18 protein-coding genes are annotated in these 25,256 nt (G+C 57.2%); 5 read left to right on the forward strand and 13 right to left on the reverse strand.

Annotation, left to right across the window (positions count from 1 at the left end; translation table 11 throughout):
- Nucleotides 1–371: 371 nt before the first annotated feature.
- From RMV17_RS13225 to RMV17_RS13275, 11 genes are all read right to left on the reverse strand, one after another.
- Nucleotides 372–1,844 (reverse strand): mannitol dehydrogenase family protein, encoded by a 1,473-nt coding sequence (locus RMV17_RS13225; RefSeq protein WP_311886796.1) that lies wholly within the window; start codon nt 1,842–1,844, stop codon nt 372–374.
- A 15-nt stretch (nt 1,845–1,859) separates the two neighbouring features.
- Nucleotides 1,860–2,963: a sn-glycerol-3-phosphate ABC transporter ATP-binding protein UgpC gene (locus RMV17_RS13230; protein ID WP_311886797.1), complete on the reverse strand. Its 1,104-nt coding sequence runs from the start codon at nt 2,961–2,963 to the stop codon at nt 1,860–1,862.
- A 180-nt stretch (nt 2,964–3,143) separates the two neighbouring features.
- Nucleotides 3,144–3,974: a carbohydrate ABC transporter permease gene (locus RMV17_RS13235; protein WP_034154211.1), complete on the reverse strand. Its 831-nt coding sequence runs from the start codon at nt 3,972–3,974 to the stop codon at nt 3,144–3,146.
- An 8-nt stretch (nt 3,975–3,982) separates the two neighbouring features.
- Nucleotides 3,983–4,909, reverse strand: a complete 927-nt coding sequence (locus RMV17_RS13240; RefSeq protein ID WP_034154320.1) for a carbohydrate ABC transporter permease — start codon at nt 4,907–4,909, stop codon at nt 3,983–3,985.
- A gap of 174 nt (nt 4,910–5,083) precedes the next feature.
- Nucleotides 5,084–6,394 carry a sugar ABC transporter substrate-binding protein gene (locus tag RMV17_RS13245; RefSeq protein ID WP_311886798.1) on the reverse strand — a complete coding sequence of 437 codons (1,311 nt, stop codon included), beginning with the start codon at nt 6,392–6,394 and terminating at the stop codon, nt 5,084–5,086.
- A 342-nt stretch (nt 6,395–6,736) separates the two neighbouring features.
- Complete coding sequence (locus tag RMV17_RS13250) at nt 6,737–7,642, reverse strand: AraC family transcriptional regulator (RefSeq protein WP_311886799.1); 906 nt, start codon at nt 7,640–7,642, stop codon at nt 6,737–6,739.
- A complete protein-coding gene (locus RMV17_RS13255) occupies nt 7,639–7,782 on the reverse strand; it encodes a hypothetical protein (protein ID WP_311902255.1) in 144 nt (47 codons plus the stop codon). Before RMV17_RS13255 ends, RMV17_RS13250 begins: the two co-directional genes overlap by 4 nt.
- Before the next feature lie 135 nt (nt 7,783–7,917).
- Nucleotides 7,918–8,787 carry a phospholipase gene (locus RMV17_RS13260; RefSeq protein ID WP_311886801.1) on the reverse strand — a complete coding sequence of 290 codons (870 nt, stop codon included), beginning with the start codon at nt 8,785–8,787 and terminating at the stop codon, nt 7,918–7,920.
- A gap of 124 nt (nt 8,788–8,911) precedes the next feature.
- Nucleotides 8,912–10,219 carry a glycosyltransferase gene (locus RMV17_RS13265; protein ID WP_311886802.1) on the reverse strand — a complete coding sequence of 436 codons (1,308 nt, stop codon included), beginning with the start codon at nt 10,217–10,219 and terminating at the stop codon, nt 8,912–8,914.
- A 154-nt stretch (nt 10,220–10,373) separates the two neighbouring features.
- Nucleotides 10,374–14,258 carry a hypothetical protein gene (locus RMV17_RS13270; RefSeq protein ID WP_311886803.1) on the reverse strand — a complete coding sequence of 1,295 codons (3,885 nt, stop codon included), beginning with the start codon at nt 14,256–14,258 and terminating at the stop codon, nt 10,374–10,376.
- A 559-nt stretch (nt 14,259–14,817) separates the two neighbouring features.
- Nucleotides 14,818–15,177, reverse strand: a complete 360-nt coding sequence (locus tag RMV17_RS13275; RefSeq protein WP_108224838.1) for a response regulator — start codon at nt 15,175–15,177, stop codon at nt 14,818–14,820.
- A 264-nt stretch (nt 15,178–15,441) separates the two neighbouring features.
- Between RMV17_RS13275 and RMV17_RS13280 the strand changes: the two genes are divergently transcribed.
- Genes RMV17_RS13280 through RMV17_RS13300 form a run of 5 tightly spaced genes read left to right on the forward strand, consistent with a single transcriptional unit; the run spans nt 15,442 to nt 21,986 of the window.
- Nucleotides 15,442–18,933 (forward strand): response regulator, encoded by a 3,492-nt coding sequence (locus tag RMV17_RS13280; protein WP_311886804.1) that lies wholly within the window; start codon nt 15,442–15,444, stop codon nt 18,931–18,933.
- The gene (locus tag RMV17_RS13285) at nt 18,933–19,766 is read left to right on the forward strand and encodes a CheR family methyltransferase (protein ID WP_034154202.1); all 834 of its coding nucleotides are present in this window, start codon (nt 18,933–18,935) and stop codon (nt 19,764–19,766) included. The genes RMV17_RS13280 and RMV17_RS13285 overlap by 1 nt, the downstream gene beginning before the upstream one ends.
- Entirely contained in the window at nt 19,763–20,356 is a 594-nt protein-coding gene (locus RMV17_RS13290; protein WP_034154201.1) for a chemotaxis protein CheB, read from the forward strand. Before RMV17_RS13285 ends, RMV17_RS13290 begins: the two co-directional genes overlap by 4 nt.
- Entirely contained in the window at nt 20,350–21,564 is a 1,215-nt protein-coding gene (locus tag RMV17_RS13295) for a hybrid sensor histidine kinase/response regulator (RefSeq protein WP_311886805.1), read from the forward strand. Before RMV17_RS13290 ends, RMV17_RS13295 begins: the two co-directional genes overlap by 7 nt.
- Nucleotides 21,565–21,608: 44 nt before the next feature.
- Entirely contained in the window at nt 21,609–21,986 is a 378-nt protein-coding gene (locus RMV17_RS13300; RefSeq protein ID WP_003225116.1) for a response regulator, read from the forward strand.
- A gap of 36 nt (nt 21,987–22,022) precedes the next feature.
- Here the strand turns inward: RMV17_RS13300 and RMV17_RS13305 are convergent, their stop codons facing one another.
- Nucleotides 22,023–23,693 carry an ATP-binding protein gene (locus RMV17_RS13305; RefSeq protein WP_311886806.1) on the reverse strand — a complete coding sequence of 557 codons (1,671 nt, stop codon included), beginning with the start codon at nt 23,691–23,693 and terminating at the stop codon, nt 22,023–22,025.
- A complete protein-coding gene (locus RMV17_RS13310; protein WP_108224500.1) occupies nt 23,690–25,192 on the reverse strand; it encodes an ATPase domain-containing protein in 1,503 nt (500 codons plus the stop codon). Before RMV17_RS13310 ends, RMV17_RS13305 begins: the two co-directional genes overlap by 4 nt.
- Between the last annotated feature and the right edge of the window lie 64 nt (nt 25,193–25,256).

The raw sequence follows: 25,256 nt of genomic DNA on the forward strand, positions 1-25,256 counted from the left end.
CCCAGCCCTCTCCCCCAAGGGGGCGAGGGGGAAAGGGAGCCGATCGGGGGGCTGTTCAAAAGCTGAGTTCGACTCCGGTTCTCTCAAACCGGGGCTGTTCAAAACCTGAGTTCGACTGCGGTTCTCTCAACCGGGGCTGTTCAAAACCTGAGTTCGACTGCGGTTCTCTCAACCGGGGCTGTTCAAAACCTGAGTTCGACTGCGGTTCTCTCAACCGGGGCTGTTCAAAACCTGAGTTCGACTGCGGTTCTCTCAAACCGGAGCTGTTCAAAACCTGAGTTCAACTCCGGACTTTCAGGTCGATGTATTCCGAAAGAACCACTCGGTCGGTCCCCTCTCCCTTTGGGAGAGGGTTAGGGTGAGGGGCTTTTTCAGGCAAGAATCCGCTCCAGAGTCCGCGTCACACCGTCCTCACGCAAGCTGTTGCAGCACCACTCAAACGCCGCCACAAACTCCGCCGAACGCGGTATCGCCGTGCCAAAAATCTCCTCAACCGCCAACAACCGCTGCGTAATTAAAGCATCGTCCGCCACCAACGCCTGACAAAACGCCGCGCGCGGATCCGGGATCGAATAGGTATCACCATTCTCATCCACCCCCTTCAAATACAACGCCCACGCCGCCGCCACCAACGCCGCCCGTTTAGTCTCCTGCCCATCGACAATCAACCGGTTGATGGTAGGAATGGTGAACTTGGGAAACTTCGACGAGCCGTCCGAGCAGACCCGCTCCAACTGATCGGCAATCGCCTGATTGGAAAACCGCGCCACCAGCGTATTTTTGTAATCCGTCAGATCAATGCCCGGCACCGGCGCCAGTTGCGGGGTCACGTCCAGATCCATGTAGGCGCGCATATAACGCACGAACAGCGGGTCGTTCATGGTCTCGTGCACAAACCGATAACCCTTCAAAAAGCCCAGATAGGTCAGCGCCAAATGGCTGCCGTTGAGCAGTTTGATCTTCATTTCTTCATAGGGCGAAACATCGTCGGTGAACTGCACGCCAACCTTTTCCCAAGCCGGGCGGCCGTTGACGAATTTGTCTTCCAGCACCCACTGCACGAACGGCTCGCAGACCACCGGCCAGGCATCGTCGACGTCGTGTTTGTCGGCCAGTTGCAGGCGATGCGCGGTGCTGGTCATCGGTGTGATGCGATCGACCATGGCATTGGGGAAACTGACGTTGGCGTCGATCCAGCTGCACAGATTGCTGTTGCGCAGCGTGGCGAACGCCAGCAGCGCTTTGCGCGTCACGGCGCCGTTGTGCGGCAGGTTATCGCACGACATCACGGTAAACGCCGGAATGCCCGCCGCGCGGCGTTTTTCCAGGGCCGCACACAGGAAGCCGAACACGGTTTTTGGCGCCTCGGGATGGGCTAGATCGTGTTGGATCTGCGGCAGGTGCGCCATGAATTCGCCGTTGCTGTCGTCGATGCAGTAACCGCCCTCGGTGATGGTCAGCGAGACGATGCGGATCTGCGGGTCGGCGAGTTTATCGATCAACGCCTGAGCGCCGTCCTCGGCCAGCAGCATGTCGCGAATCGCACCGATCACGCGGACTTCGGTGTCGTCGCTGTCACCCAGTTCGAACAGGGTGAACAGGTAATCCTGTTCCTTGAGATCGTCGCGGGCGCGGCGGTCTTCGGCGCGCAGGCCGACGCCGCAAATCGCCCAGTCGAGGGCTTCGCCGGTGTTCATCAAGGCATCGGTGTAATACGCCTGATGCGCACGGTGGAAACCGCCGACGCCGATGTGGGCGATGCCTTGGCGGGTGTCGCTGAGGCTATAGGCCGGCAGTTGCACTTCAGCGGCCAGACGATGGAGATTTTGTTGATTGAGTTTCATCGGGAGTTCTCGAAATCAGGCCGCAGCGCGCAGCGGACGGGTCAATGCGACACCTTCGGCATCGAATAAATGGCAGTGCGCCGGGTCGAGGTGCAGGCTCAGTTGTTCGCCGTACCGGCTGGCCAGATCACCGCGCACGCGCATGGTCAGGGCTTCGCCGGCGTTGGTGGTGACGTGGCAGAAAGTGTCGCTACCCAGGCGTTCGCTAACGTCGGCGGTGACTTGCAGGGTGCAGTCGCCCGCTTGCGCCAGCTCCAGATGTTCCGGGCGAATGCCGAGGGTCACGGCGCTGCCGACACTCAGATTGGCGGTGTTGAAGGGCAGGGTGATGCGCGTGCCAGCGTCCAGCGACACTTCGCAGCTCTGGCCATCGACGCGGGCGATCTTGCCTTTGAGGAAGCCCATTTTCGGCGTGCCGAGGAACCCGGCGACGAACAGGTTCGCCGGGTTGTGATACAGGTCCAGTGGCGAGCCGACCTGTTCTATCTTGCCGCCATTGAGTACCACGACCTTGTCGGCCATGGTCATCGCTTCGACCTGATCATGGGTCACGTAGATCATCGTCGCTTGCAGGTCTTTGTGCAGGCGCAGCAGCTCCAGACGCATCTGCACGCGCAGCGCGGCGTCGAGGTTGGACAGCGGTTCGTCGAACAGGAAGATTTTCGGATTGCGCACGATGGCTCGGCCAATCGCGACGCGCTGGCGCTGGCCACCGGAGAGCTGTTTTGGCTTGCGCTCGAGCATTGGTCCGAGTTCGAGAATGCGCGCCGCTTCGCCGACTTTCTTCTCGACTTCGGCTTTCGGCACGCCGGCCAGATCGAGGGCGAAGGACATGTTCTTTTTCACGGTCATGTGCGGGTACAGCGCGTAGGTCTGGAACACCATGGCCAGGTCGCGCTTGGCCGGGCTGACTTCGGTGATGTCGCGGCCATCGAGTTCGATGGTGCCGTCGCTGACTTCTTCCAGACCAGCGATCAGCCGCAGCAAGGTGGATTTGCCGCAGCCCGACGGGCCGACGAAGACCACGAATTCTTTGTCGTTCACTTCAAGGTCAATGCCTTTGATGATGGAGAAGCCTTCGAAGCCTTTTTGCAGATTCTTGATTTTCAGGTTGGCCATGATGATGGGCCTCCGCAATTTATTATTGGGTTAAACCAGATCGGCTTTTCTGTGGGAGCGACGGTGCGACGATTCGACCTGCTCGCGAATGCGGTGTGTCATTTACCAATGATGGTGACTGACACGGCCCCTTCGCGAGCAGGCTCGCTCCCACAGGGGATAGGGTTGGATTCGGGATGTTCATTTCACGGCGCCGAACGAGAGGCCGCGCACCAGTTGTTTCTGGCTGATCCAGCCGAAGATCAGGATCGGCGCACACGCCAGGGTCGACACCGCCGACAACTTGGCCCAGAACAACCCCTCAGGACTTGAGTACGAGGCAATCAAAGCGGTCAGTGGCGCGGCTTTCGACGAGGTCAGGTTCAGCGACCAGAACGCCTCGTTCCAGCACAGGATCAGCGACAGCAATACGGTCGAAGCAAGTCCACCCTTGGCGATCGGCAGCAGCACGCGGACCATTTCCTGCCACAGCGTGGCGCCGTCGAGGCGGGCGGCTTCGAGGATGTCTTTGGGGATGTCCTTGAAGTAGGTGTAAACCATCCAGACCACAATCGGCAGGTTGATCAACGTGTAGATCACGATCAGCGCAATACGCGTGTCGAGCAGGCCGAAACTCTTCGCCAGCAAGTAGATCGGCATCAGCACGCCCACCGGCGGCAGCATCTTGGTCGAGAGCATCCACAGCAGCGTGCCTTTGGTGCGCTGGGTTTCGTAAAACGCCATCGAGTACGCTGCCGGCACCGCGATCAACAGGCACAGGGCTGTGGCGCTGAAGGAAATCACCACCGAGTTCCAGGCGAAACTGAAGTAGTCGCTGCGCTCATTGATGTGCAGGTAGTTCTCCAGCGTCGGCGTGAAGATGAACTGCGGCGGCGTCGCGAACGCGTCGATTTCGGTTTTGAAACTGGTCATCACCATCCAGAAGATCGGGAAGAAAATCACGATCGCGATGGCCCAGGCCAGAGTACCGAGCAGCAGGCTTTGCAGCCGGCGGGATTGTTGGAGAGTCATGGCAGGCCTCAGGCTTTGTCAGTCAGGTTTTTGCCGATCATCCGCACCAGAATGATCGCGGCGATGTTGGCGATGACCACGGCAATCAAGCCACCCGCCGAGGCCATGCCGACGTCGAACTGCACCAGCGCCTGGTTGTAGATCAGGTAGGCGAGGTTGGTCGAGGCGTACCCGGGGCCGCCGTTGGTGGTGGTGAAAATCTCGGCGAACACCGACAGCAGGAAGATCGTTTCGATCATCACCACCACGGCAATCGGCCGCGCCAGGTGTGGCAGGGTCAGGTGCCAGAAAATCGCGATCGGCCCGGCACCGTCGAGGCGCGCGGCTTCTTTCTGTTCCTGGTCGAGGGACTGCATGGCCGTCATCAGAATCAGGATCGCGAAGGGCAGCCATTGCCACGAGACAATGATGATGATCGACAGCAACGGGTAGTGCGCGAGCCAGTCCACCGGTTGCGCGCCGAACAGTTTCCAGATGTAGGCGAGAATCCCCGAGACCGGATGGAAGATCAGGTTCTTCCAGATCAGCGCGCCGACCGTGGGCATGATGAAGAACGGCGAAATCAGCATGACCCGGACGATGCCGCGCCCGAGAAATTCGCTGGCCTCGAGCAGCGCGCTGATCAACACGCCCAACACCACGCTGATCAGCAACACGCTACCGACCAGCAACAGCGTGTTGGTGGCGCCGGGCATGAAGCCCGAGTCGGTCAGGAAATAGGTGAAGTTCTCAAGCCCCACGAACTGGTTTTCACCGGGGTAGAGCAGGTTGTAGCGGATCATCGAGAAGTAGATGGTCATGCCCAGCGGCACGATCATCCACAGCAGCAACAGGGCCACCGAAGGGCTGACCAGAAACCAGCCGGGATTGCGTACGCGGACCTTGCGCGCAGGTTGCGACAGGTCGAGGTGGGCTTTGGCAGTTGAAGTATTCATGGTGATTACAACCAGATTGGGTGCAGAAACATGTTCAGGAAAGACAACATTCCTGACATCGGCGCGGACCCTGTGGGAGCTGGCTTGCCAGCGATAGCGATAGTTCAGCCGACAGCAATGTCGAATGTGCCGGCCTCATCGCTGGCAAGCCAGCTCCCACAGGTTTAGAGGCGGTTACTTGGGATAACCGGCGCGCTTCATCTCGCGTTCAGTGGTTTGCTGCGCGGCAGTCAAGGCTTGATCCACTGTGGTCTGGCCAATCAGCGCCGCCGAGAACAGCTTGCCAACTTGCGTACCCACGGCCTGGAATTCAGGAATGGTCACCAGTTGAATGCCGATATACGGCACCGGCTTCAGCGTCGGTTTGCTCGGGTCAGCAGCCTTAAGCGACTCCAGTGTCACTTTGGCAAACGGCGCGGCGCTCATGTAGGCGTCGCTGTAGGTCGAAGCGCGAGTGCCTGGCGGTACGTTGGCGATGCCGTCGGTTTTGGCCACCAGTTCGCCGTATTCTTTGGAGGTCGCCCAGGCGCTGAATTCTTTGGCGGCGTCTTTGGCTTTGGAACTGGTCGGAATCGCCAGCGCCCACGAGTACAGCCAGGCCGAACCTTTGTCAGTCACTTGATGCGGGGCGAAGGTGAAGCCAACGTGATCGGCAACCTTGCTCTGGGTCTTGTCGGTGACGAACGAGCCGGCGACGCTGGCATCGACCCACATTGCGCATTTGCCGCTGTTGAACAGCGCGAGGTTTTCGTTGAAGCCGTTGCTGGACGCCCCCGGCGGGCCGGATTTCTTCATGGTATCGACGTAGAAATTCAGCGCGTTTTTCCATTCCGGGCCGTTGAATTCGGGCTGCCATTTCTCATCGAACCAGCGCGCGCCGTAGGCGTTGGCGACAGTGGTGATCAGCGCCATGTTCTCGCCCCAGCCGGCCTTGCCACGCAGGCAGATGCCGTACTGTTCTTTGTCTTTGTTGGTGAGTTTTTCGGCGAAACCGGCGATCTGCTCCCAGGTCGGACGCTCGGGCATGGTCAGGCCGGCATCCTTGAACAGGTCGGTGCGGTAATAGGTGATCGAGCTTTCCGCATAAAACGGCAAGGCGTACAGCGAACCCTTGACTGAAAGGCCTTCACGCACCGACGGGAACACATCGTCGAGGGCGTAACTGGCCGGCAGATCCTTCATCGGTTCCAGCCAGCCTTTGGCACCCCACAGTGCGGCTTCGTACATGCCAATGGTCAACACGTCGAACTGACCACCCTGGGTGGCGATGTCGGTGGTCAGGCGCTGGCGCAGAACGTTTTCTTCGAGCACCACCCAATTGAGCTTGATGTCCGGATGCTCGGTCTCGAAGGTTTTCGAGAGCTTTTGCATGCGGATCATGTCGCTGTTGTTGACGGTGGCGATGGTCAGGGTCTGGGCGCCAAGGCTGACGCTGCTGAGGGTCATGCAGGTGAGGGCAAGCAGAGCTTTTGCAGTGGGTTGCATCGTGCACTCCTTTTCTGCACCCGGTGGGTAACAGAAGGACAGTTATTGTTTTTGTGTCTTCCTGTGCAGGAAGAATGTGCGCTGATTACAGCCTTCAATCGCGGGGCTGACAAATCATCCCTAGCACTTTGATCGATACTTTTTTGTACTGGCGTTTGAAGGCGAAAACGCAAGGAAGGGGTTTTCAGCGGTGTGAGGCTTTCGGTTGCGTATTGGTTTCAGCAGCAAATGCGCAAACCTGTGGGAGCTGGCTTGCCAGCGATAGCGGTGAGGCAGTCAATGAAGATGTCGGCAGTGAGAGCCCCATCGCTGGCAAGCCAGCTCCCACATTAGTCCGGAGTGTCAGAGGTGGTTTTGTTCCGTCAGGCGCTGCACCGCGAGCCGGCGATAGTGCGACGGCGTCATGCCCTTGAGCTGCTGAAAGCGCCGATTGAAATTTGAAATATTGTTGAAGCCCGATTCAAAGCACACCTCGGTCACCGGTTTGTCGCCATCAGCCAGCAGCTCGCAGGATTTGCTGATACGCAGGCGGTTGACGAACTCGATGAAATTGCGCCCGGTGGCCTGTTTGAATACCCGGCTGAAATAGGTCGGTGTCATGCCCAGGTGTTCAGCGACTTCTTCCAGCGAGATGTCGCGGGCGTAGTGGCTGAAGATGTAATCGACCGCACGGTTGGTGCGATCGATATTGTGCTCGTCGGCCAATTGCGGTGTGGTGGCACCGGACAACAATTGGAAATCATCGCTGGCGGCCAGCAGCTCCATCAGGATGAAAAAGTGCCCGAGGCGGGTGATGCCCTTGCTGTCAGCGATGCGCTGCATCAGCGTCATGGCCTGGCGGATAGTGTGTTTGCAGCGAAACTCGATGCCGTACTGCGCGCGCTCCAGCAAGGGCGCCAGGGTTTTCAGTTCGGCAAACACCTGATGGCCACTCTCGAACAACTCGTCGGTGAAATTGACCAGCATGTCGCGCTTTTCCACGACCTCGTCTTCGGCCACTTGGCTGATCCAGTTGTGCGGCAGATTGGGGCCAGTGAGGAACAGGGTTTCCGGATAAAAATTGCCGATGTAGTCGCCGATGAATACTTTGCCGGAGCTGGCAACGATCAGGTGCAGCTCGTATTCCTTGTGAAAATGCCAGCGCACCAACGGGCACGGAAAACCATGCTGGCGGTAGATGATGGACAAGCCGTTATGGTCATCCATCAACTCGTACGAGGGGTCGGTCACGCGGGCGGTTCGGGTCATGGCGGTGCGCTTTTTTTGCTATCGCTGGCCGATAATGCCTCTTTCCAGCCGCTTTGTGCCAGTACGTAACCGAGAAAGGCATTGATGTCGGTCAGCAGATTATCCAGCGTTCGGGAGTTGCGAAAGCCATTGTGGGGCATGGCGAATCTGGAAGGCCCAACGGCTTTTGGATCGTAGAGCAAACGTATGTCGAGTGCTCTGGAACCGTTGTGCTGCTGATCAGTTCGAAGAGCGAAAGGTTGTCGATGGCGGGCGTTGCCGCCATCCATTGATGATTATTGTATTGATTTGTAAAGAGCTTTTTCAATGTTGGCTTTTTGGCAAAAGCGCACGATTTTGGAACTCTTGATAAAGTCGAAGTTGATAATGTTGCACTTGCTCGCCCAATCGGATTTGGCGGGATCGAACCAGCTGTCAAGATTGCCCAGAATGCGTCGCGGACCCTCTGTAAGGCTAAAGCTGGTTGCCGACAACGACCAGGGGTTTAAGTTGTCCGGAGGCGAGGCCAGTACCTTGGCTATGTGCAAACGCAATTCGAGAGTGCTGACCTCGTCGTGGCCGGCCCACTGGTGATTGATTCTTCGATAAAAGTGGTATGGGTCATGAAACGAAATCGTGGGGCCTGCCACCATGATTCTTTGCGACGTGCTGATTGCCTTGAGTTCGCCAAGTGTCAGATGCAGATTTTGCGCGGGAATAATGCGCTCACGGAGGTGCTCGAGGATCATCTGGATGAATTCCGGGTGATCGAAGTGATCGCTGTCAGTGCCTAACTCATGAAAGTCCAGAACGATAAATTCATCTCGACTCATTTCACAAAAAGCATTGATCTCGCGCACGAGGTCTTCAAGGGTGCGCGACGATAGATAACCGTTGTGCTGAAAACGGAATCTTGCCAGGCCCTGAGCGCTGGCGTCATAGCCCAGACGCACATCAAGTGCTCTGGAACCACGATTCAGTTGTGCGAAGATGGGCACGTCCTGACAGGCAAGCCAGTGTCTTCCGGGTAGTAATGCGTAAGATGCCTCCATGTCGCAGCCCGCATTGTGCGTCCCTGGCAGGGTCAATTCGAAGAGTGAAAGGTTATCTGTTTCAGGGGTGTCGGCCATCCAGCGGTGAGCCTGGAATCCTTCAAGTTGGTTCATGTTTCGCATCCTGCGTGGATTGATATTTCGGTTATTTATTAAAGTGCGCGCGCAGGATGTTTATAGTTTCTTGTGTTTGATCAGCCAATGCTGTTTTTAATGCAGGTCATGTCGTTGTTTTTGCTTATATGTCTGTTTCGGATGAGGTGTGGCGATTTTTAGCCTCGATCCATTGCGACATGTATTGAGTACTTTTGTGTGAGTGATGGCGAAGCATGCTGCCGATGAAGTTTCTGGCTCTCAAGCCATGCAGGTGTTGTTGGCAGTAGCGCAACTTTTCTATCAATGCCGAACCGTGTATTGACTGTTGGTAGCGATTCTCCAGCAACGTATAGCCTGCCAGCCGCGCTGTCTGCCAACGCGTCTGGTCCTTGTAAAGGGAAACGGCAGTGCTGGCGATCTCTATTGCGCTGTTCGAGACGGCCCCAGGCCAGGCGTGATCGCCGTGCATGCCCTCGGCGCCAACCGGCGTGGTCACGCTGGGAGTACCACACAGCATGGCATCGATCAGTTTGCCCTTGATGCCGGCACCAAAGCGCAAAGGCGCCAGGCATACCCGTGCGGCAGACATCACCTGCAACGCATCTTCGGCCCAGTTCATGATATGGAAACCTTCGCTGGCGTTATGCAGTGCGGTGGCTTTGGGTGGCGTGTAGGCGCCGTAAACATGCAGTTGCGCCTGCGGTAATTGCTGGCGAATCAGCGGCCAGATCGTGCTCTTCATCCACAGCACGGCATCCCAGTTGGGCGCATGACGGAAGTTGCCGATGCTCAGGAAATGGGTCCGATCTGCAAACGTGACCGGTTCGGCCGCAGGCGGGGTGATCATCAACGGGCACCAGTGCAGCAGCTGCCGAGGCAAGCCGAACTGTTCGATCAACAATTCGATTTCCACTTCAGAGATCATCAGGTTCAGATCGCAACGATACAGAGCGGCGATTTCTCGCTTGGCCAGATCGGTCTCGGCCATCAGCTCGAATTCGTCAAGCAGGGCGGGGGCGAACACGTCACTGAAATCGTTCTGGTCCGGATTGACCTTGAGGCGAGACTTGAGCCGTTGATGACGCGCATGCCGCAGACTTTGCAGGTCGGAGGTTTCCAGCACGCGCAGCGCTTGAGGACAGTGTTTCTCGACCCGCCAGCCAAACTGCTCTTCCATCATGAATTGGTCGAACAAGACGATGTCCGGTGCCAGTTCGCTGATGAAATGATCAAAGCTGCTGTTATTGAGTTCGATCGGCACCTCGCGAATGCCCAGTGCGCCCAGATCCGCCTTGTGCTCGCCGGGCCCGGCCGGGCTGCTGAAGGTGATGTCCCAGCCTTGTTGCAGGAATGTTTCGAGGATCTGCATCACATGACCGCTGGCCGCTGAAGAGCGCGGCTCCGGCCAGACGTAACCGATGACCAGGACTTTGGTGGGAGAGGACTTCATGGGCTGGGGTGTTCCTGAATGCGCAAGCTTGACTTGAAAGCGCGCAATTAAACCACAGTCAATGGCCGTCGAACTGCCGCCAGGGCAGCCCCACGGCAGTTTTACTCTGGTGCGCCAACTCCTCTCATGGACAGCGGCAGGAATCAGCAAGTGTTCATTCGAATGATCGACCGAGATTGATTTCCAGTGAATCGATGAACTCGTTCAAAGCAGGATTTGCCAGTGCCGTTTCTATCGTTGTCATATTTACGGCGAACCCGCGTGGATCTGACTTGATCTGGTCAAGCAACGATACTGCCACCTCATAAGAGTCCGCATTGTAAAAAGCAGGATGTTTTTGAATCAACGGCGGCAAGCTGGCGCGAGCGGACACGAATTCATCCAGATTGGTGAACTTGCTCCTGTCGACAAGCCTGTGCGGATTGCTGAACGAAGGATCTGCCATACGAGGATTACGGGCGAGATCGATCAGCGATGCAATATCAAACTCAACGCGGTTCAGCGACTTTCCGTAGTAGAGATCGAATGTGCCGGGGCCACCGTGTGACATTTCGTGAATCAGAACATCGGCCACCCGCGATTCATCATATTTGGCTGCCCGATACAGTTCATCAAGGTGATCTGGATAAACCTTGATGAATCGTTTGATTGATTCTTTCGCCAGCGTCTTGTTAGTGACTGCCCGTTTCCAGCGTTTGTAATCCGGAACATGCAACGCAGCCACCGCGTTCACATTGGTACGCTTGAACGAGATGTTGGACATCGTAAAGGCATCCAGATCTTTACGCATTACTCGCAACTTCTGAGCGAGATGAGCAATGGCCTCATCGGAGTCTGTGCCAAACAGGCATTTCAAAACCCTGCGAACATCTAACTCGGAATCGGCATCGCCGAGCAGGTGAAGGCTGTTGTCGAGTTTGCTTTTCGCAACAGGGATGGCCTTTTTGATGTAAATCTTCGTGTAGCTCTGGGGCTTGAAGCGATTGATAAGGCGCCGCAGTGGGGAAAATTCGAACAGTTTGAAGTGTTTCAGTCGCGGTCCCCACGGACTGCCTGTCTTGTGATGACAGGCGTGCCAGCCACCATTGCGTTGGTGCGCAGCTATTTCGACAAGTTCATTAATGTCATCGGACCGCTGCCATGTGCCGATTTTTGCATCGGTCAATTGGACAGCCTTGATCAGCTCATTGGATTGAACGCTACCGCTCAGCTTTTTCAACTGTTTCGTGGCGGAACTGACTGCTGTAAGGCTGTTTTCCCCCACAAACAGCAAACCGCGAAGGGTGAGTCGCAAGCCTTTACGTAGTAGCGTCGGCACCCCATCCAATGGATTGACCAATGACAACGCTGCGCGGGCGACGGCTTTGGATATGTTCAAAATCTTGAGCGTTGTCGAACCGGTTTTAGCCAGGATACTTGCTGCTGTAGAGCCTAGCCCGATCAATAAGCCGAGGACTGACAGTCCGTCCAGTATGCATCCACCGATACCTTCCGACACCCGGTCTGTTCGCCCGGAGCTGATATCTTCAATACATTGCTTGAAAGGGACAATTACGTTGATCACCAGGCGTTCAACAGCTTCTTTGCTGGTGCGCCATTCCTCCAGCTCTGTCGGAACATTGAGTGAGGCATATAGCTCATCGCGGCTCGCCACGGGATGGTTGTTCAATATGCATTCAGCGATCGCATTGGTCTGTCGGGAAAAGAACAGGGAAACCGGTCGAAAATCCGTGGCGTCCGGGTACAGGTGCCAGAGCTTTTCCACGACCACGCTTGACGTTTCGCCCTCGCGCGGTTCGCTGCCCTCGCGGTAAGCCGCAAAGTCAAGCGGCCACTCCAGGGCTTTGTTTTTTTGCTGAAAATCGTACTTGCTGCCCGTGAAGGAAAGTGTCGGGCGAGAGTGAATGATGTCGCTGCTTCGCAAGAGTGCTGCCAGTTCCGGGCGCTCGCGGCACAGGCCGCGCAAGGTGAATAACTCATAGGCACGTAGTGTCTCGCCGCTTTTGCAGCACAGAATAATGCCGTAGCGGCCTATGGCCTCATCACGGGCGAACTGGGTTTCTTCTTGTGGGTTGAGTGGATTGACTTCCTTCCTGACGGTGTAAAGCGTCACATTGCTGTTGGTCAGGGCACGGCGGTCATCTTCCGGCATGTTGGCGATAGCCATTCTTATGATCGAGGACAAGCCTTCGCGCACGCCCTGATAATAAATATCGAAGGCTCGATCAAACAATAAGCCAGGAGAGGGAAGTTCAGATAACCGGTTGAACGCCCCCGTAGGTGGTTTGAAAGCGCTTTTTTGCTCGAACCTTTGCGTTAACGTTCCTTTTTCGATCAGGTCACCGGAGAGATACAGATCCAGCACAGAAAAGCGTAATCGCAGTAATTTGTTTGTTGCGAATTCACTGTGATCGGTAGTGCTGACCAGCAGATCATAAAGTTCGGAAAAAATGCTGACGGGGCTTCCGGCCTTGAGGGCTTCCAGCCAGCTACGATCTTTAAAACTGTCCAGATACTTTATGTAAAACGCTTTTTGTTCGAGGTAGCTGCCATCAGGCATGACTTTCTTCAGTGCCTCCAGGGCTACTTTTTTTCGATCGGGTGGGGCGGTCGACAGGCCTGTTTCGGATTGGCTGAGCGCCTCCATGTAGCGCTCGAAATGTTCGGCAGCTTTGACCAGTGTGGCGTTGTCGTAATCTTTTTCAGCCCGATATTCGATAACCCCATTGAGGACTGCCCAGTTGATCGCCGGGATAAATCCGGCCGCCGCGTGAAGTTCGTCTTGTTCCTGGGACTGCGGTGGCAGGTCGGCAAATGCTTTTATTTGCGCGAACGTCATCAAGCGTGATGAACCCGGCGACGCCTGTTCGATCAATGCCACTGCCTGAGCAATCACTACCCAGCCGGGCTTCTCCAGAGTCAGTTCAGCGGGAATGTCCGGTATCAGGAATTCAGGCGCGGTGCCCGCCAATAACAAGTGCGCTGCCAGCGGTGAATTGCCGGAGTCGATCATGCCTTGAGCAACGAGATGCTGTTCCAGGTCTTCACGCACTTGCGCAGCATGACGTGTTGCATTGGACGGTTGGTAGGGGTCGTAACCGGCCAAAGGGAGATGATCTTGCGGTGTCGCCATGCTGACGATTAACGCTGCGACCATCAACTCGCTGAGTTGCCGGTTGCGCGCGCTTTCATCGGCCGTTTCGAGATGCCAAGCGAGGCGCTCATGGAGCTTTTGACCGATGCTCCTGGCGCTGTCGCTTCGCAATATACCCGTCAGGATTTTATCCGCGTGTTCGCGTTTCTGTGCGGCAGGTGTCAGCTTGAATCCGGCGTAGGTCACCTTCTGCAAAAGGCTGGTCGTGCCTTGAGTGGCGTCTTGTATAACTTCTTTGATGGTGTCTCGGGCGGTGCTGGATAAGTGAAAGGGAGAATCCGCTTCGGCGTTTGCCAGTTCGTGATAGTTACCTGATGCCGGGGCGGCGGGAAGCTCGAAGTTTAAATAGCTGATCAACTGTTTGATCTCGCCGAGGGTCTGCGGCAGATTCAAGCCTTCAAACGCAAGCCATTGCTCTATGCTGACGACGTTACCTGAATAGATATAACCGCCGGTGTTCTTCGCGAACGCGGCGAGCATATTGGTCTCATCATCTTTTGCGATGGGTATTTCATCTCTGCCATCTTCAACGATTGCAAAAAATGTTTCTTTGGCATCGACACCTATCCGAGCGCTGGCCGGATAAGCCTGCAATTTGATGGCTAATGAAAAGTCTTCACTTTTAATGAGTTTTTCCAATGCGATACGTGCCGGTTCGTAGGCCTCATCAAACGTACTACCGACAATGACAGGGATAAACAGATCCTGCAGACTGACTTTGGCAGAGTTCTGTGCAGGGATACTTGCGGTGGTCGTTCCCGAAGACACAATGGCGCCCGAACTTAGAGCGGCGGCAGTCAATGCCTGAGCGATAGCGGTTCTTTCCTGTTTGTCAAACAAGGAGTGATCGGAGAATGAAGTTTCACTGGTTAATGCTGGACGCATGATATTTATCCTGATTCAGGCTGGCGTGGGGAGTTAGCAAGTCAATTCAGGATAAGCATTGTGCAGCGAGTATTTAAAGGCTGGTTGCGTTGCAAGTTATGCACTCGTATAACAGGGTATTTCGTTTTCAGGTATCAAGCGATTCAGGGCTTCTGTTGATGTTGGTGTGCAACCATAAAAGACAGTGTTTTTGTTGTGTTCAAAGTGCGGAATTGAAACTTTCTGGTAGGTAGTTAGTGTGTTGTTTGCGGTGCTGCAGGGCGGGGGCCGCGATGTGGGCAACACGTTACGGCGGCCGTTTGTAGAAAGGGAGTTATTGTCAGGCGTCGATTTTGGCAACGAAGCGTTGAACGCCCAGGAAAGTGCTGCGATGGCAGGGCAGGTGGACAGCAGTGACATCACTGCTTTCCGTGAGCGACTGAACGCGAAGCGGCATCGGGCATAAGAATGCTTGCGTCTGTGCAAGCTTCTGGCAATTTGCAGCAAGGCGTTCGTGGTTAAACCGTTCCGTTGAGGGGATTGCAGATGGCAATCCCCTTAATCAGACAGCGATCCGATTTTATACAAGAATGCTTTTGACTTTGTCGCGTAGTTGGTCGATCGAAAACGGTTTGCCGATCACATGCATGTCAGCGGGTACATCAATGGATTCGGCATAACCACTGGCAAACAAAATCGGCAGCGCGGGGCGCAGTTTGCGTGCTTCGGTCGCCAGTTCGCGGCCATCCATGCCCGGCAGACCGACGTCAGTCATCATCAGGTCAATGTGTTTGGTGGCGTCCTTGAGAACCTCCAGAGCCTGTTCGCTGCCGTCAGCTTCGAGCACCTTGAACTCCAGCTCCTCGAGCACATCGACGATCAGCATGCGCACGATGTTGTCGTCTTCTACGACCAGGATGGTGGATGGGGTGGCAGACATATTCAGGCTCTCAAAAGTCAGTTCAGGGGTCGCCGGTCGATCAAAAGTGCCGGGCTCTTGCATGAGTAAGTGGCGCAGTGCCACAAGTTCCCCGCTAGACACAAAAAAAGCATAGCTGCCAACGGGGCAGCAAGGATAACTGTTCAACGCTGTAAACATGCCGGTGCATGTAGGAATTTGCGGCGAAAGGTGTGAGAAAAATGGATCCATGCCGCCGTTTTGGGGCAAACTGCCTGTTTTTCAACAGTTCGACAAGGCTGCCCCATGTCCTCTCCGTCTACGGTTGATGAGCAACGGTTTCGCAAACTCCTGAGTCGCAACATCAGTCTGCCCTTGGGCGTCGGTGTGCTCAGTGCCGTGTTTTTCGTGTCGCTGATTACTTACCTGCTGTCGGTTATCCAGTGGGTGGAGCACACCGACCGGGTGATCAATAACGCCAACGAAGCGGTGAAACTCACCGTGGACCTGGAAACCGGCATGCGCGGCTTCCTGCTCAGCGGCGACGAGCACTTCCTCGATCCGTACGAAACGGCCAAGCCGCGCATTACCGTGGCACTCAATACGTTGCTCGAACTGACGGCCGATAACCCGGTGCAAACCGATCGCTTGCGCCGACTGCAGGCCTTGCAGACCGAGTGGGCCAATTACGCGCAATCGATGATCGATCTGCAGCGTTCCAGCGGTGATTACAAAGGCGCCGTCAAAGCCGGCCGTGGCAAGCGCCTGACCGACGAAATCCGCAAGCAATTCGAAGACGTTATCGAGACCGAACAGGTCTTGCGCACCACGCGCAATGAAGAAGTGCGCCGCACTACGATCTGGAGCATCAGCCTCTACCTCATATTCATCGCCGGTATCAGTGGTTTGCTGGCCTATATCGGCCGACGTGATCTGGTTAATCTCTCCGACAGCTACAGCGCCACGCTGGACGCTCAACAAGCCAGTGCCGAACGTCTTGAGCAGCAGGCGTGGTTGCGCAACGGTCAGACCGAACTGGCCGAGCAGGTGCTGGGGCAACTGACGCTGAATCTGTTGGGGCGCAACATTCTACAATTTTGCGCGCAATACCTCGGCACTGCTGTGGCTGCGCTGTATGTGCGTGAAGAACATGGCGGCCTCAAGCGGGTGGCCACTTACGGTTTCTCCCGCGAGCAGGAAGAGCAGGAACAGTCGATCTACAGCGGCGAAGGCATCGTCGGTCAGGTGGCGCAACAGGCGCGGCTGATCCGTCTCGATTCGGTGCCGTCCGACTACTTCAAAGTCAGCTCGGGGCTTGGTGAAGGCTTGCCACACAGTGTGCTGGTGGTGCCGACCAGCGATGACGACCGCGTCAATGGTGTGATCGAACTGGGTTTCCTGCGGCCGCTCAATGATCGCGATATCGAACTGCTGGAGCTGATTGCCGGCAACATCGGCACCTCCATCGAAGCCGCGCGCTACCGTCAGCGTTTGCAGGAAGTGCTGGCCGAAACCCAGCAGCTCAACGAAGAGTTGCAGGTGCAGCAGGAAGAGTTGAAAACCGCCAACGAAGAACTCGAAGAGCAGTCGCGGATTCTCAAGGAATCCCAGGCGCATCTGGAAACCCAGCAAGTTGAGCTGGAGCAAACCAACGAGCAGCTCGCCGAACAGGCGCAGACCCTGGCCGAGCAGCGCGACGCCATGGACCTGAAAAACACCGAACTCAATCAGGCTCAGGTGCAACTCGAAGAACGCGCCGAAGAGTTGCAGCGCTCGAGCAAGTACAAATCCGAATTCCTCGCCAACATGTCCCACGAACTGCGCACGCCGCTGAACAGTTCGTTGATTCTGGCCAAGTTGCTGGCGGAGAACCCGCAGGACAACCTCAGCGCCGAACAGGTCAAGTTTGCCGAATCGATCTACTCCGCCGGCAACGATCTGCTCAACCTGATCAACGACATTCTGGACATCTCCAAGGTCGAGGCGGGCAAGCTCGAAGTGATTCCGGAGAACACCAGCGTGGCGCGTCTGGCCGATGGCCTGCGCGGCGTGTTCGAACCTTTGGCGGCGGACAAACAGCTGACCTTCAGCGTCGATTTGCAACCTGGCGCGCCGGGCATGCTCTACACCGACCGTCAGCGTCTGGAGCAGGTGATCAAGAACCTGCTGTCCAACGCTGTGAAGTTCACCGAGAAGGGCACTGTCAGCCTGACCATCGCCGGCCAGCCGGATGATCGGGTGGCGTTCATCGTGCGCGATTCGGGTATCGGCATTGCTGCCGATCAGCAGGAGAGCATTTTCGAAGCCTTCCGCCAGGCCGACGGCACCACCAATCGCAAGTACGGCGGCACCGGTCTGGGCCTGTCGATTTCGCGGGATCTGGCGACCTTGCTCGGCGGTTCGATCAGCGTCAGCAGTACGCCGGGGCAGGGCAGCGTGTTCACGCTGGTGTTGCCGCAGCAGTACAACGAGTCCAATGAAGTTGCCTTCTCACCGTTGACCTTTACGCCGCCAGCGGCAGTGGCCAGCGTGCCACTGGCGCCGGTTGTTTCGCCATTGGCGCCGGTGCATATCCCGCGCTTCGCCGACGACCGCGACAAGGCTCCATTCGCCACGCGTTGCATTCTGGTGGTGGAAGACGAGCCGAACTTTGCGCACATCCTCTACGATCTGGCACATGAACTGGGCTATCAGTGCCTGGTAGCCCATGGTGCGGACGAAGGTTACGACCTGGCGAAAGAGTTCGTACCCGACGCGATCCTGCTCGACATGCGCCTGCCGGATCACTCTGGCCTGACCGTGCTGCAACGCCTGAAAGAACACGCCGAAACCCGACATATTCCAGTGCATGTGATTTCCGTCGAGGACCGTGTCGAAGCGGCCATGCACATGGGCGCGATCGGTTATGCGGTGAAGCCGACCACCCGCGAAGAGCTCAAGGATGTGTTCGCCCGTCTCGAAGCCAAGCTGACCCAGAAGGTCAAACGCGTCCTGTTGGTCGAGGACGACGATTTGCAGCGCGAGAGTATTGCCCGACTGATCGGCGACGAAGACATCGAAATCACCGCCGTTGGCCTCGCGCAGGACGCTTTGGAGCTGCTGCGCACGACGATCTACGACTGCATGGTCATCGATCTGAAGTTGCCGGACATGCTGGGTAATGACCTGCTCAAGCGCATGTCCACCGAAGACATCTGCTCGTTCCCGCCAGTGATTGTCTACACCGGGCGCAACCTGACCCGCGATGAAGAGGCCGAACTGCGCAAGTATTCGCGCTCGATCATCATCAAGGGTGCACGTTCGCCGGAGCGCTTGCTGGACGAGGTCACACTCTTTCTGCACAAAGTCGAATCGCAGTTGTCCCATGAACGGCAGAAGATGCTCAAGACCGCGCGCAGCCGCGACAAGGTCTTCGAGGGTCGCAAAGTGCTGTTGGTGGACGACGATGTGCGCAACATTTTCGCCCTCACCAGCGCGCTGGAGACCAAAGGCGCAGTCGTGGTCATCGGCCGTAACGGTCGTGAGGCGATTGAGAGACTTAACGAAGTCGAGGACATCGATCTGGTGTTGATGGACGTGATGATGCCGGAAATGGATGGTTTTGAAGCCACCATTGAAATCCGCAAGGAGCCGCGCTGGCGCAAGCTGCCGATCATCGCGGTGACGGCCAAGGCCATGAAAGACGATCAGGAGCGCTGCCTGCAAGCGGGCGCCAACGATTACCTGGCCAAGCCCATCGATCTGGATCGGCTGTTCTCGCTGATTCGCGTGTGGTTACCGAAGATGGAACGCATTTAGTGGAACGCAGTACGCCAGCTGAACGAAACAGTGAAATCGAACTGCGCTTGTTGATTGAGGCGATCTACCTCAAGTACAGCTACGATTTTCGCGATTACTCCGGCGCGTCGATCAAGCGCCGGGTGCAGCACGCGCTGAGCCAGTTCGAGTGCGCGACCATTTCTGCATTGCAGGAAAAGGTCTTGCATGACCCGACAGCGTTCATGCAGTTGCTGCAATTGCTGACGATTCCGGTCAGTGAGATGTTTCGTGACCCGTCGCACTTCCTCGCGATCCGCCGGGAAGTGGTGCCGTTGCTGCGCACTTATCCGTCGATCAAGATCTGGATTGCCGGGTGCAGCACGGGGGAGGAGGTCTATTCGATGGCGATTCTGTTGCGCGAAGAGGGCCTGCTCGATCGCACGATCATCTATGCCACCGACATCAACCCGCGCTCGCTGGACAAGGCCAAGCAGGGGATTTTTTCGATGGAGAATGTTCGCGCGTACACGGCCAACTATCAGCAGGCCGGTGGTCAGAGCTCGTTTGCTGACTACTACACGGCAGCGTACGGTTACGCGATCTTCGACAAGAGCCTGTGCGAGAACGTGACCTTTGCCGACCACAGTCTGGCGACGGACAGCGTGTTCTCCGAAACCCAATTGATTTCCTGCCGCAACGTGCTGATCTACTTCAACAAGAAGCTGCAGGATCGGGCGTTTGGCTTGTTCCATGAATCGCTTTGCCATCGCGGCTTTCTGGTGCTCGGCAGCAAAGAGACGCTGGATTTTTCCAGCTATGCCAACCAGTTCGAGCCGCTGGTGAAACAAGAACGGATCTACCGTAAAACATGAACGAGGCCGTGGATTTACCTCGCGTCGAGGCGATTGTGGTCGGTGCTTCCGCCGGTGGCGTTGAGGCGCTGCTGAGCTTGCTCGGGCCGCTGCGCCGAGGCTACGGGTTGCCGATCATTGTGGTCCTGCACCTGCCCGAAGAGCGCCGCAGCCAATTGGCCGAGGTGTTCGCCCGGCGCGTGGACATGCCGGTGCACGAGGCTGCCGACAAGCAGGACATCGTTGCCGGCAATGTGTATTTCGCCACGCCGGGTTATCACCTGTCGGTGGAGCAGGACCGCAGCCTCTCGTTGAGTCTTGAGGATCGCGTGCATTATTCCCGGCCTTCGATTGACTATCTGTTTGAGTCAGCCGCCGACGCTTACGGCTCATCACTGGCCGCCGTACTGCTGACCGGCGCCAATCACGATGGTGCGCGCGGGCTGGCCGAAGTCAAACGCTGCGGCGGTCTGACCATCGTTCAGGACCCCGAAGAGGCGCAAGTCGCCACCATGCCTTTGGCTGCACTGAAGATTCAGCAGCCGGATCATGTCCTACCCATTCACGGCATCGGCCGTCTGCTTGTCGAGCTGGAACGAATCGCATGCTGAGTAATATCCAAGCCAAACTGCTGATCGTCGACGATCTGCCGGAGAACCTGCTGGCACTCGAAGCGCTGATCAAGCGTGAAGACCGTACCGTCTATAAAGCGTTGTCGGCGGATGAAGCGCTGTCGTTGCTGCTGCAACACGAATTTGCCATGGCCATTCTCGATGTGCAGATGCCGGGCATGAACGGCTTCGAACTCGCCGAGTTGATGCGCGGCACCGAGAAAACCAAGAACATCCCGATCATTTTCGTCAGCGCCGCTGGTCGTGAACTGAACTACGCGTTCAAGGGCTACGAAAGCGGGGCGGTGGATTTCCTGCACAAACCGCTGGATATCCATGCGGTGAAGAGCAAGGTCAACGTTTTTGTCGATCTGTACCGCCAGAGCAAGGCGATGAAGCAACAGCTCGAAGCCCTGGAGCAGGCTCGTCGCGAACAGGAAGCGTTGTTGCAACGACTGCAAAGCACCCAGTTGGAGCTGGAGCAGGCCGTGCGCATGCGCGATGACTTCATGTCGATCGTTGCCCACGAAGTGCGTACGCCGCTCAATGGTCTGATTCTGGAAACCCAGCTGCGCAAGATGCACCTGGCTCGGGACAACGCTGCGGCGTTCACTCTCGACAAGATGCACGCCATGGTCGACCGCGATGAACGGCAGATCAAAAGCCTGATCCGCTTGATCGAAGACATGCTCGACGTCTCGCGCATTCGCACCGGCAAACTGTCGATCCGGCCGAGCCGTTTCGACCTGGTGCAACTGGTGAGCAATCTGCTGCAGAACTTCGCGCAACAGATCGAAGCCGCTGAAACCGAAGTGTCGTTTACCGCGCCAGCGCCGGTGGAAGGCAACTGGGACGAGTTCCGCATCGAACAGGTGGTCACCAACTTGCTGACCAACGCCTTGCGCTACGGTGGTCGCAGCCCGATTCAGGTGCGCGTTTACCGTGAAGATGATGAAGCGCGGGTCGAGGTGCAGGACCGTGGCATCGGTATCAGCCAAGAGAACCAGAAACGTATTTTCCAACAGTTCGAACGGGTTTCCGCCAAGACGGTAGTGGCCGGGCTCGGGCTGGGTCTGTTCATTTCCGAGCAGATCGTCGCCGCCCATGGCGGCTCCATCGTCGTCGAGAGTGAAATCAACGAAGGCGCCCTGTTTCGCGTTTGTCTGCCAATTCAGGAAAACGGCACATCCGACGCAACCTCTGATTGACCGTACGGTCGTATCAGCAGCTATTGACCGAACAAAGGCTTCCCATGAGCGTAGATGCACAAGATGTAGTACTCGTCGTCGAGGACGAACCGGTTATCTTGATGGTCCTGACGGATTACCTGTCGGGGCAGGGGTATCGCGTGTTGCAGGCCGAAAACGGCGAGCAGGCGTTCGAGATTCTTGCGAGCAAGCCACATCTGGACATGTTGATCACCGATTTCCGTTTGCCCGGCGGGATCTCTGGCGTGCAGATTGCCGAACCGGCCGTCAAGTTGCGCCCGGACCTCAAGGTGATTTTCATCAGCGGTTATCCGCAGGAAATCCGCGAAACCGGCAGCCCGATCACGCGCAAGGCGCCGATCCTGGAAAAGCCGTTCGACCTGGATGTGTTGCAGGAAAAAATTCAGGAATTGCTCGCCTGACCACCCGGCCTGCTTCAGCAGGCCGTATCCTTGCGATCAGCTTTTGATCATCTCCCGCACCTTGGCGGTCAGCAGGTCGAAGGTGAAGGGTTTGGTGATCATCTGCATCCCCGAGTCGAGGAATCCGCCGCGCACGGCTGCGTGCTCGGCGTATCCGGTGATAAACAAGACTTTCAGCCCAGGCCGGTATTGTCGGCCAACCTCCGCCAGTTGCCGGCCGTTCATGCCCGGCAGACCGACGTCACTGATCAGCAGATCAATGCGCTGCGTCGAGTTCAGAATCGGCACGGCGCTGTCGGCATCCCAGGCTTCAACAAAGGCATAACCCAACTCACCGAGCACCGCGCAGACCAGCACGCGCACGGCCGGGTCGTCTTCGACGATCAGCACGGTTTCACCGTCCAGTGCATCTGGCAGTTGTTGCACATCGGGGGCAGGGCTGACCAGTTCTTCACCGCGAAAGCGCGGCAAGTAAAGTCTGACCGTGGTGCCCTCATCGATCTCGCTGTCGATCGAAACATGTCCGCGTGACTGCTTGCTGAAACCGTAAATCATCGACAGCCCCAGACCTGTGCCCTGGCCGATCGGTTTGGTGGTGAAGAACGGATCGAACGCGCGGTTGACCACACTTTGCGGCATGCCGCTGCCGTTGTCGGTGACACTGAGCATCACGTAATCACCCGGTTCGAGGTTGCTGTAGGCCTCGGTGAATTCGCGCTTGAGCACCTGATTGCTGGTCTCGACCACCAGTTTGCCGCCTTCGGGCATGGCATCGCGGGCATTGATGACCAGATTGAGCAGGGCGCTTTCCAGTTGATTGGGATCCGCCTCCGCAACCCACAGATTGTCGTTGAGGCGCATGTCCAACTGAATGCTTTCATTGAGGCTGCGTTGCAGCAACTCGCCCATGGACTGCACCAGGGCGTTCATCTGCACTGCTTTGGAGTCGAGCGACTGCCGACGCGAAAACGCCAGCAAGCGGTGGGTCAGACCGGCGGCACGGTTGGCCGAAGTCACGCCCAGATCGATCAGGCTGTCGAGGTCATCGGTGCGACCACGGGCCAGACGTCGACGCAACAACTCAAGGCTGCCGATGATGCCTGTGAGCATGTTGTTGAAGTCGTGGGCGATGCCGCCAGTGAGCTGGCCGACCGCTTCCATTTTTTGCGACTGGCGCAGCGCTTCTTCGTTGTGGCGCAGTTGCGCGGTGCGCTCTTCGACCTGTTGCTCAAGGGTTTCCAGAGTCGACTGCAGGCGCCGTTCGCTTTCACTCAGATCGATCAGCCGGTCGCGGGCTTCGTATTGTCGTCGGCGGCCGCGCAATGCAGCGGAAACCATACTGACCAGCGTCGCCGGATGAAACGGTCGCTCAAGGAACGTCACGTTGCCCAGCAGATCGCTCAGGCGTGAGGAGGGGCCTTGCTCCTGGCCGCCGTGATGGGTCAACAGCACAATCGGCAGATCCGACCAGGCGGGTTGCTGTTCCAGGTACAGGAACAGCGCTTCCAGTTCTGGCCCGCGCAAGGCTTCGGCGGCAACCAGCACCAGACCGGCACCCAGCTCGATTTCCGTACACAGCGAGCTCAGACTGGGCGTGACGAGCCCGTCGTAACCCGCTTCGTTGAGGATCATCAGCGCAATCTGGCTGTCGCGACCCACGGGCGCCAGAATCAGTGCCCGTTCGGCCAGCGGAACCTGGACCGTCACAAGCGCTCTTCCTGCAGCAACGGATTACTCGCACCGAGGTAGGTGGGGACGCCGCGCAGTACGCCCTGAAAGGCTTCCAGCGGTTCGCCGATAGTCATGCCTTGCGTGGAAATACGGTATTCACGAATGGTCGATTCGTGGCTGCCGGTGCGTTTCTTGATGATCGAGATCGCGCGGCGGACTTTGCCCAGTGCTTCGAAGTAGCGCAACAGAATCACCGTGTCAGCCAGATAAGTAATGTCGACCGGCGCTTGCATGTCGCCGACCAGACCATGCTGGGCGACCGTCATGAACGTCGCCGCGCCTTTGCGGTTCAGGTACAGCAGCAGTTCGTGCATGTGCAGCACCAGCGCGTTTTCTTCCGGCATCGCGGCCTGATAGCCGTTGATGCTGTCGATGACCACGGTTTTGATTTGACCTTCATCGACGCAGCGCCGCACGCGGTGGGAGAACTCGCCCGGCGACAGTTCGGCGGCGTCGACTTGTTCGATCAACAGATTGCCGGTGGCCTGCAGGGCCTTGAGGTCGATGCCGATGTTTTTCATGCGCTCGAACAGCAGGCCCAGCTCTTCATCGAAGATAAACAGCGCGGCCTTCTCGCCACGGCCCACGGCAGCGGCGGCGAAGATCATCGAGATCAGCGACTTGCCGGTACCGGCAGGGCCGAGAATCAGCGTACTGGAGCCGGTCTCGATACCGCCGCCGAGCAGGGCGTCCATTTCCGGGATGCCGCTGGTCAACTGCAAGCGCGCATACTCGCCGCGATGTTCAGCTGCCACCAGTCGAGGGAATACGTGCACGCCATCGCCCATGATGGTGAAGTCGTGGAAACCGCCGCGGTACTTCTGGCCCCGGTATTTGACCACCCGCACGCGTCGGCGCTCGGCGCCGTAGTTGGGCGTCAGTTCTTCAAGACGAATCACCCCGTGAGCCACGCTGTGTACGGTTTTATCGAGGGACTCGGTGGTGAGGTCATCGAGCAGCAACACGGTGGCGTTGTAGCGCACGAAGTAGTGCTTGATGGCCAGAATCTGCCGGCGATAGCGCAAAGAACTCTGCGCCAGCAAGCGGATCTCCGACAGGCTGTCGAGCACCACACGCGTAGGTTTGAAGCGTTCGACCGCTTCGAAAATCTGCTTGGTGGCTTCGCCCAGTTCCAGGTCGGAGGAGTACAGCAGGCTCTGCTGGTGTTCGGCATTGAGCAGGCTTTCCGGGGGCGTCAGCTCGAAGATCTTGATGTTGTCATCCAGCGTCCAGCCGTGGGACAACGCCCCTTGCCTTAATTCGCGCTCGGTTTCCGAGAGCGTGATGTACAACGAGCGCTCGCCGGCTTTCGCGCCGGCCAGGAGGAAATGCAACGCGACCGTGGTTTTGCCGGTTCCGGGCTCACCCTCCAGCAAAAATACATGACCGCGAGACAGACCACCGGCCAGGATGTCGTCCAGACCCCCAATGCCGGTAGCGGCTTTCGCACTGATCAACTCGTTAGAAGTAGACAAAAAATGCCCTCTCATGACTAAGGGAAGCGAGGTCGCCAACTAATTGAACGGCCTGATTAACTTG

Source organism: Pseudomonas sp. VD-NE ins, assembly GCF_031882575.1.
GTDB lineage: Bacteria > Pseudomonadota > Gammaproteobacteria > Pseudomonadales > Pseudomonadaceae > Aquipseudomonas > Aquipseudomonas fluorescens_BZ.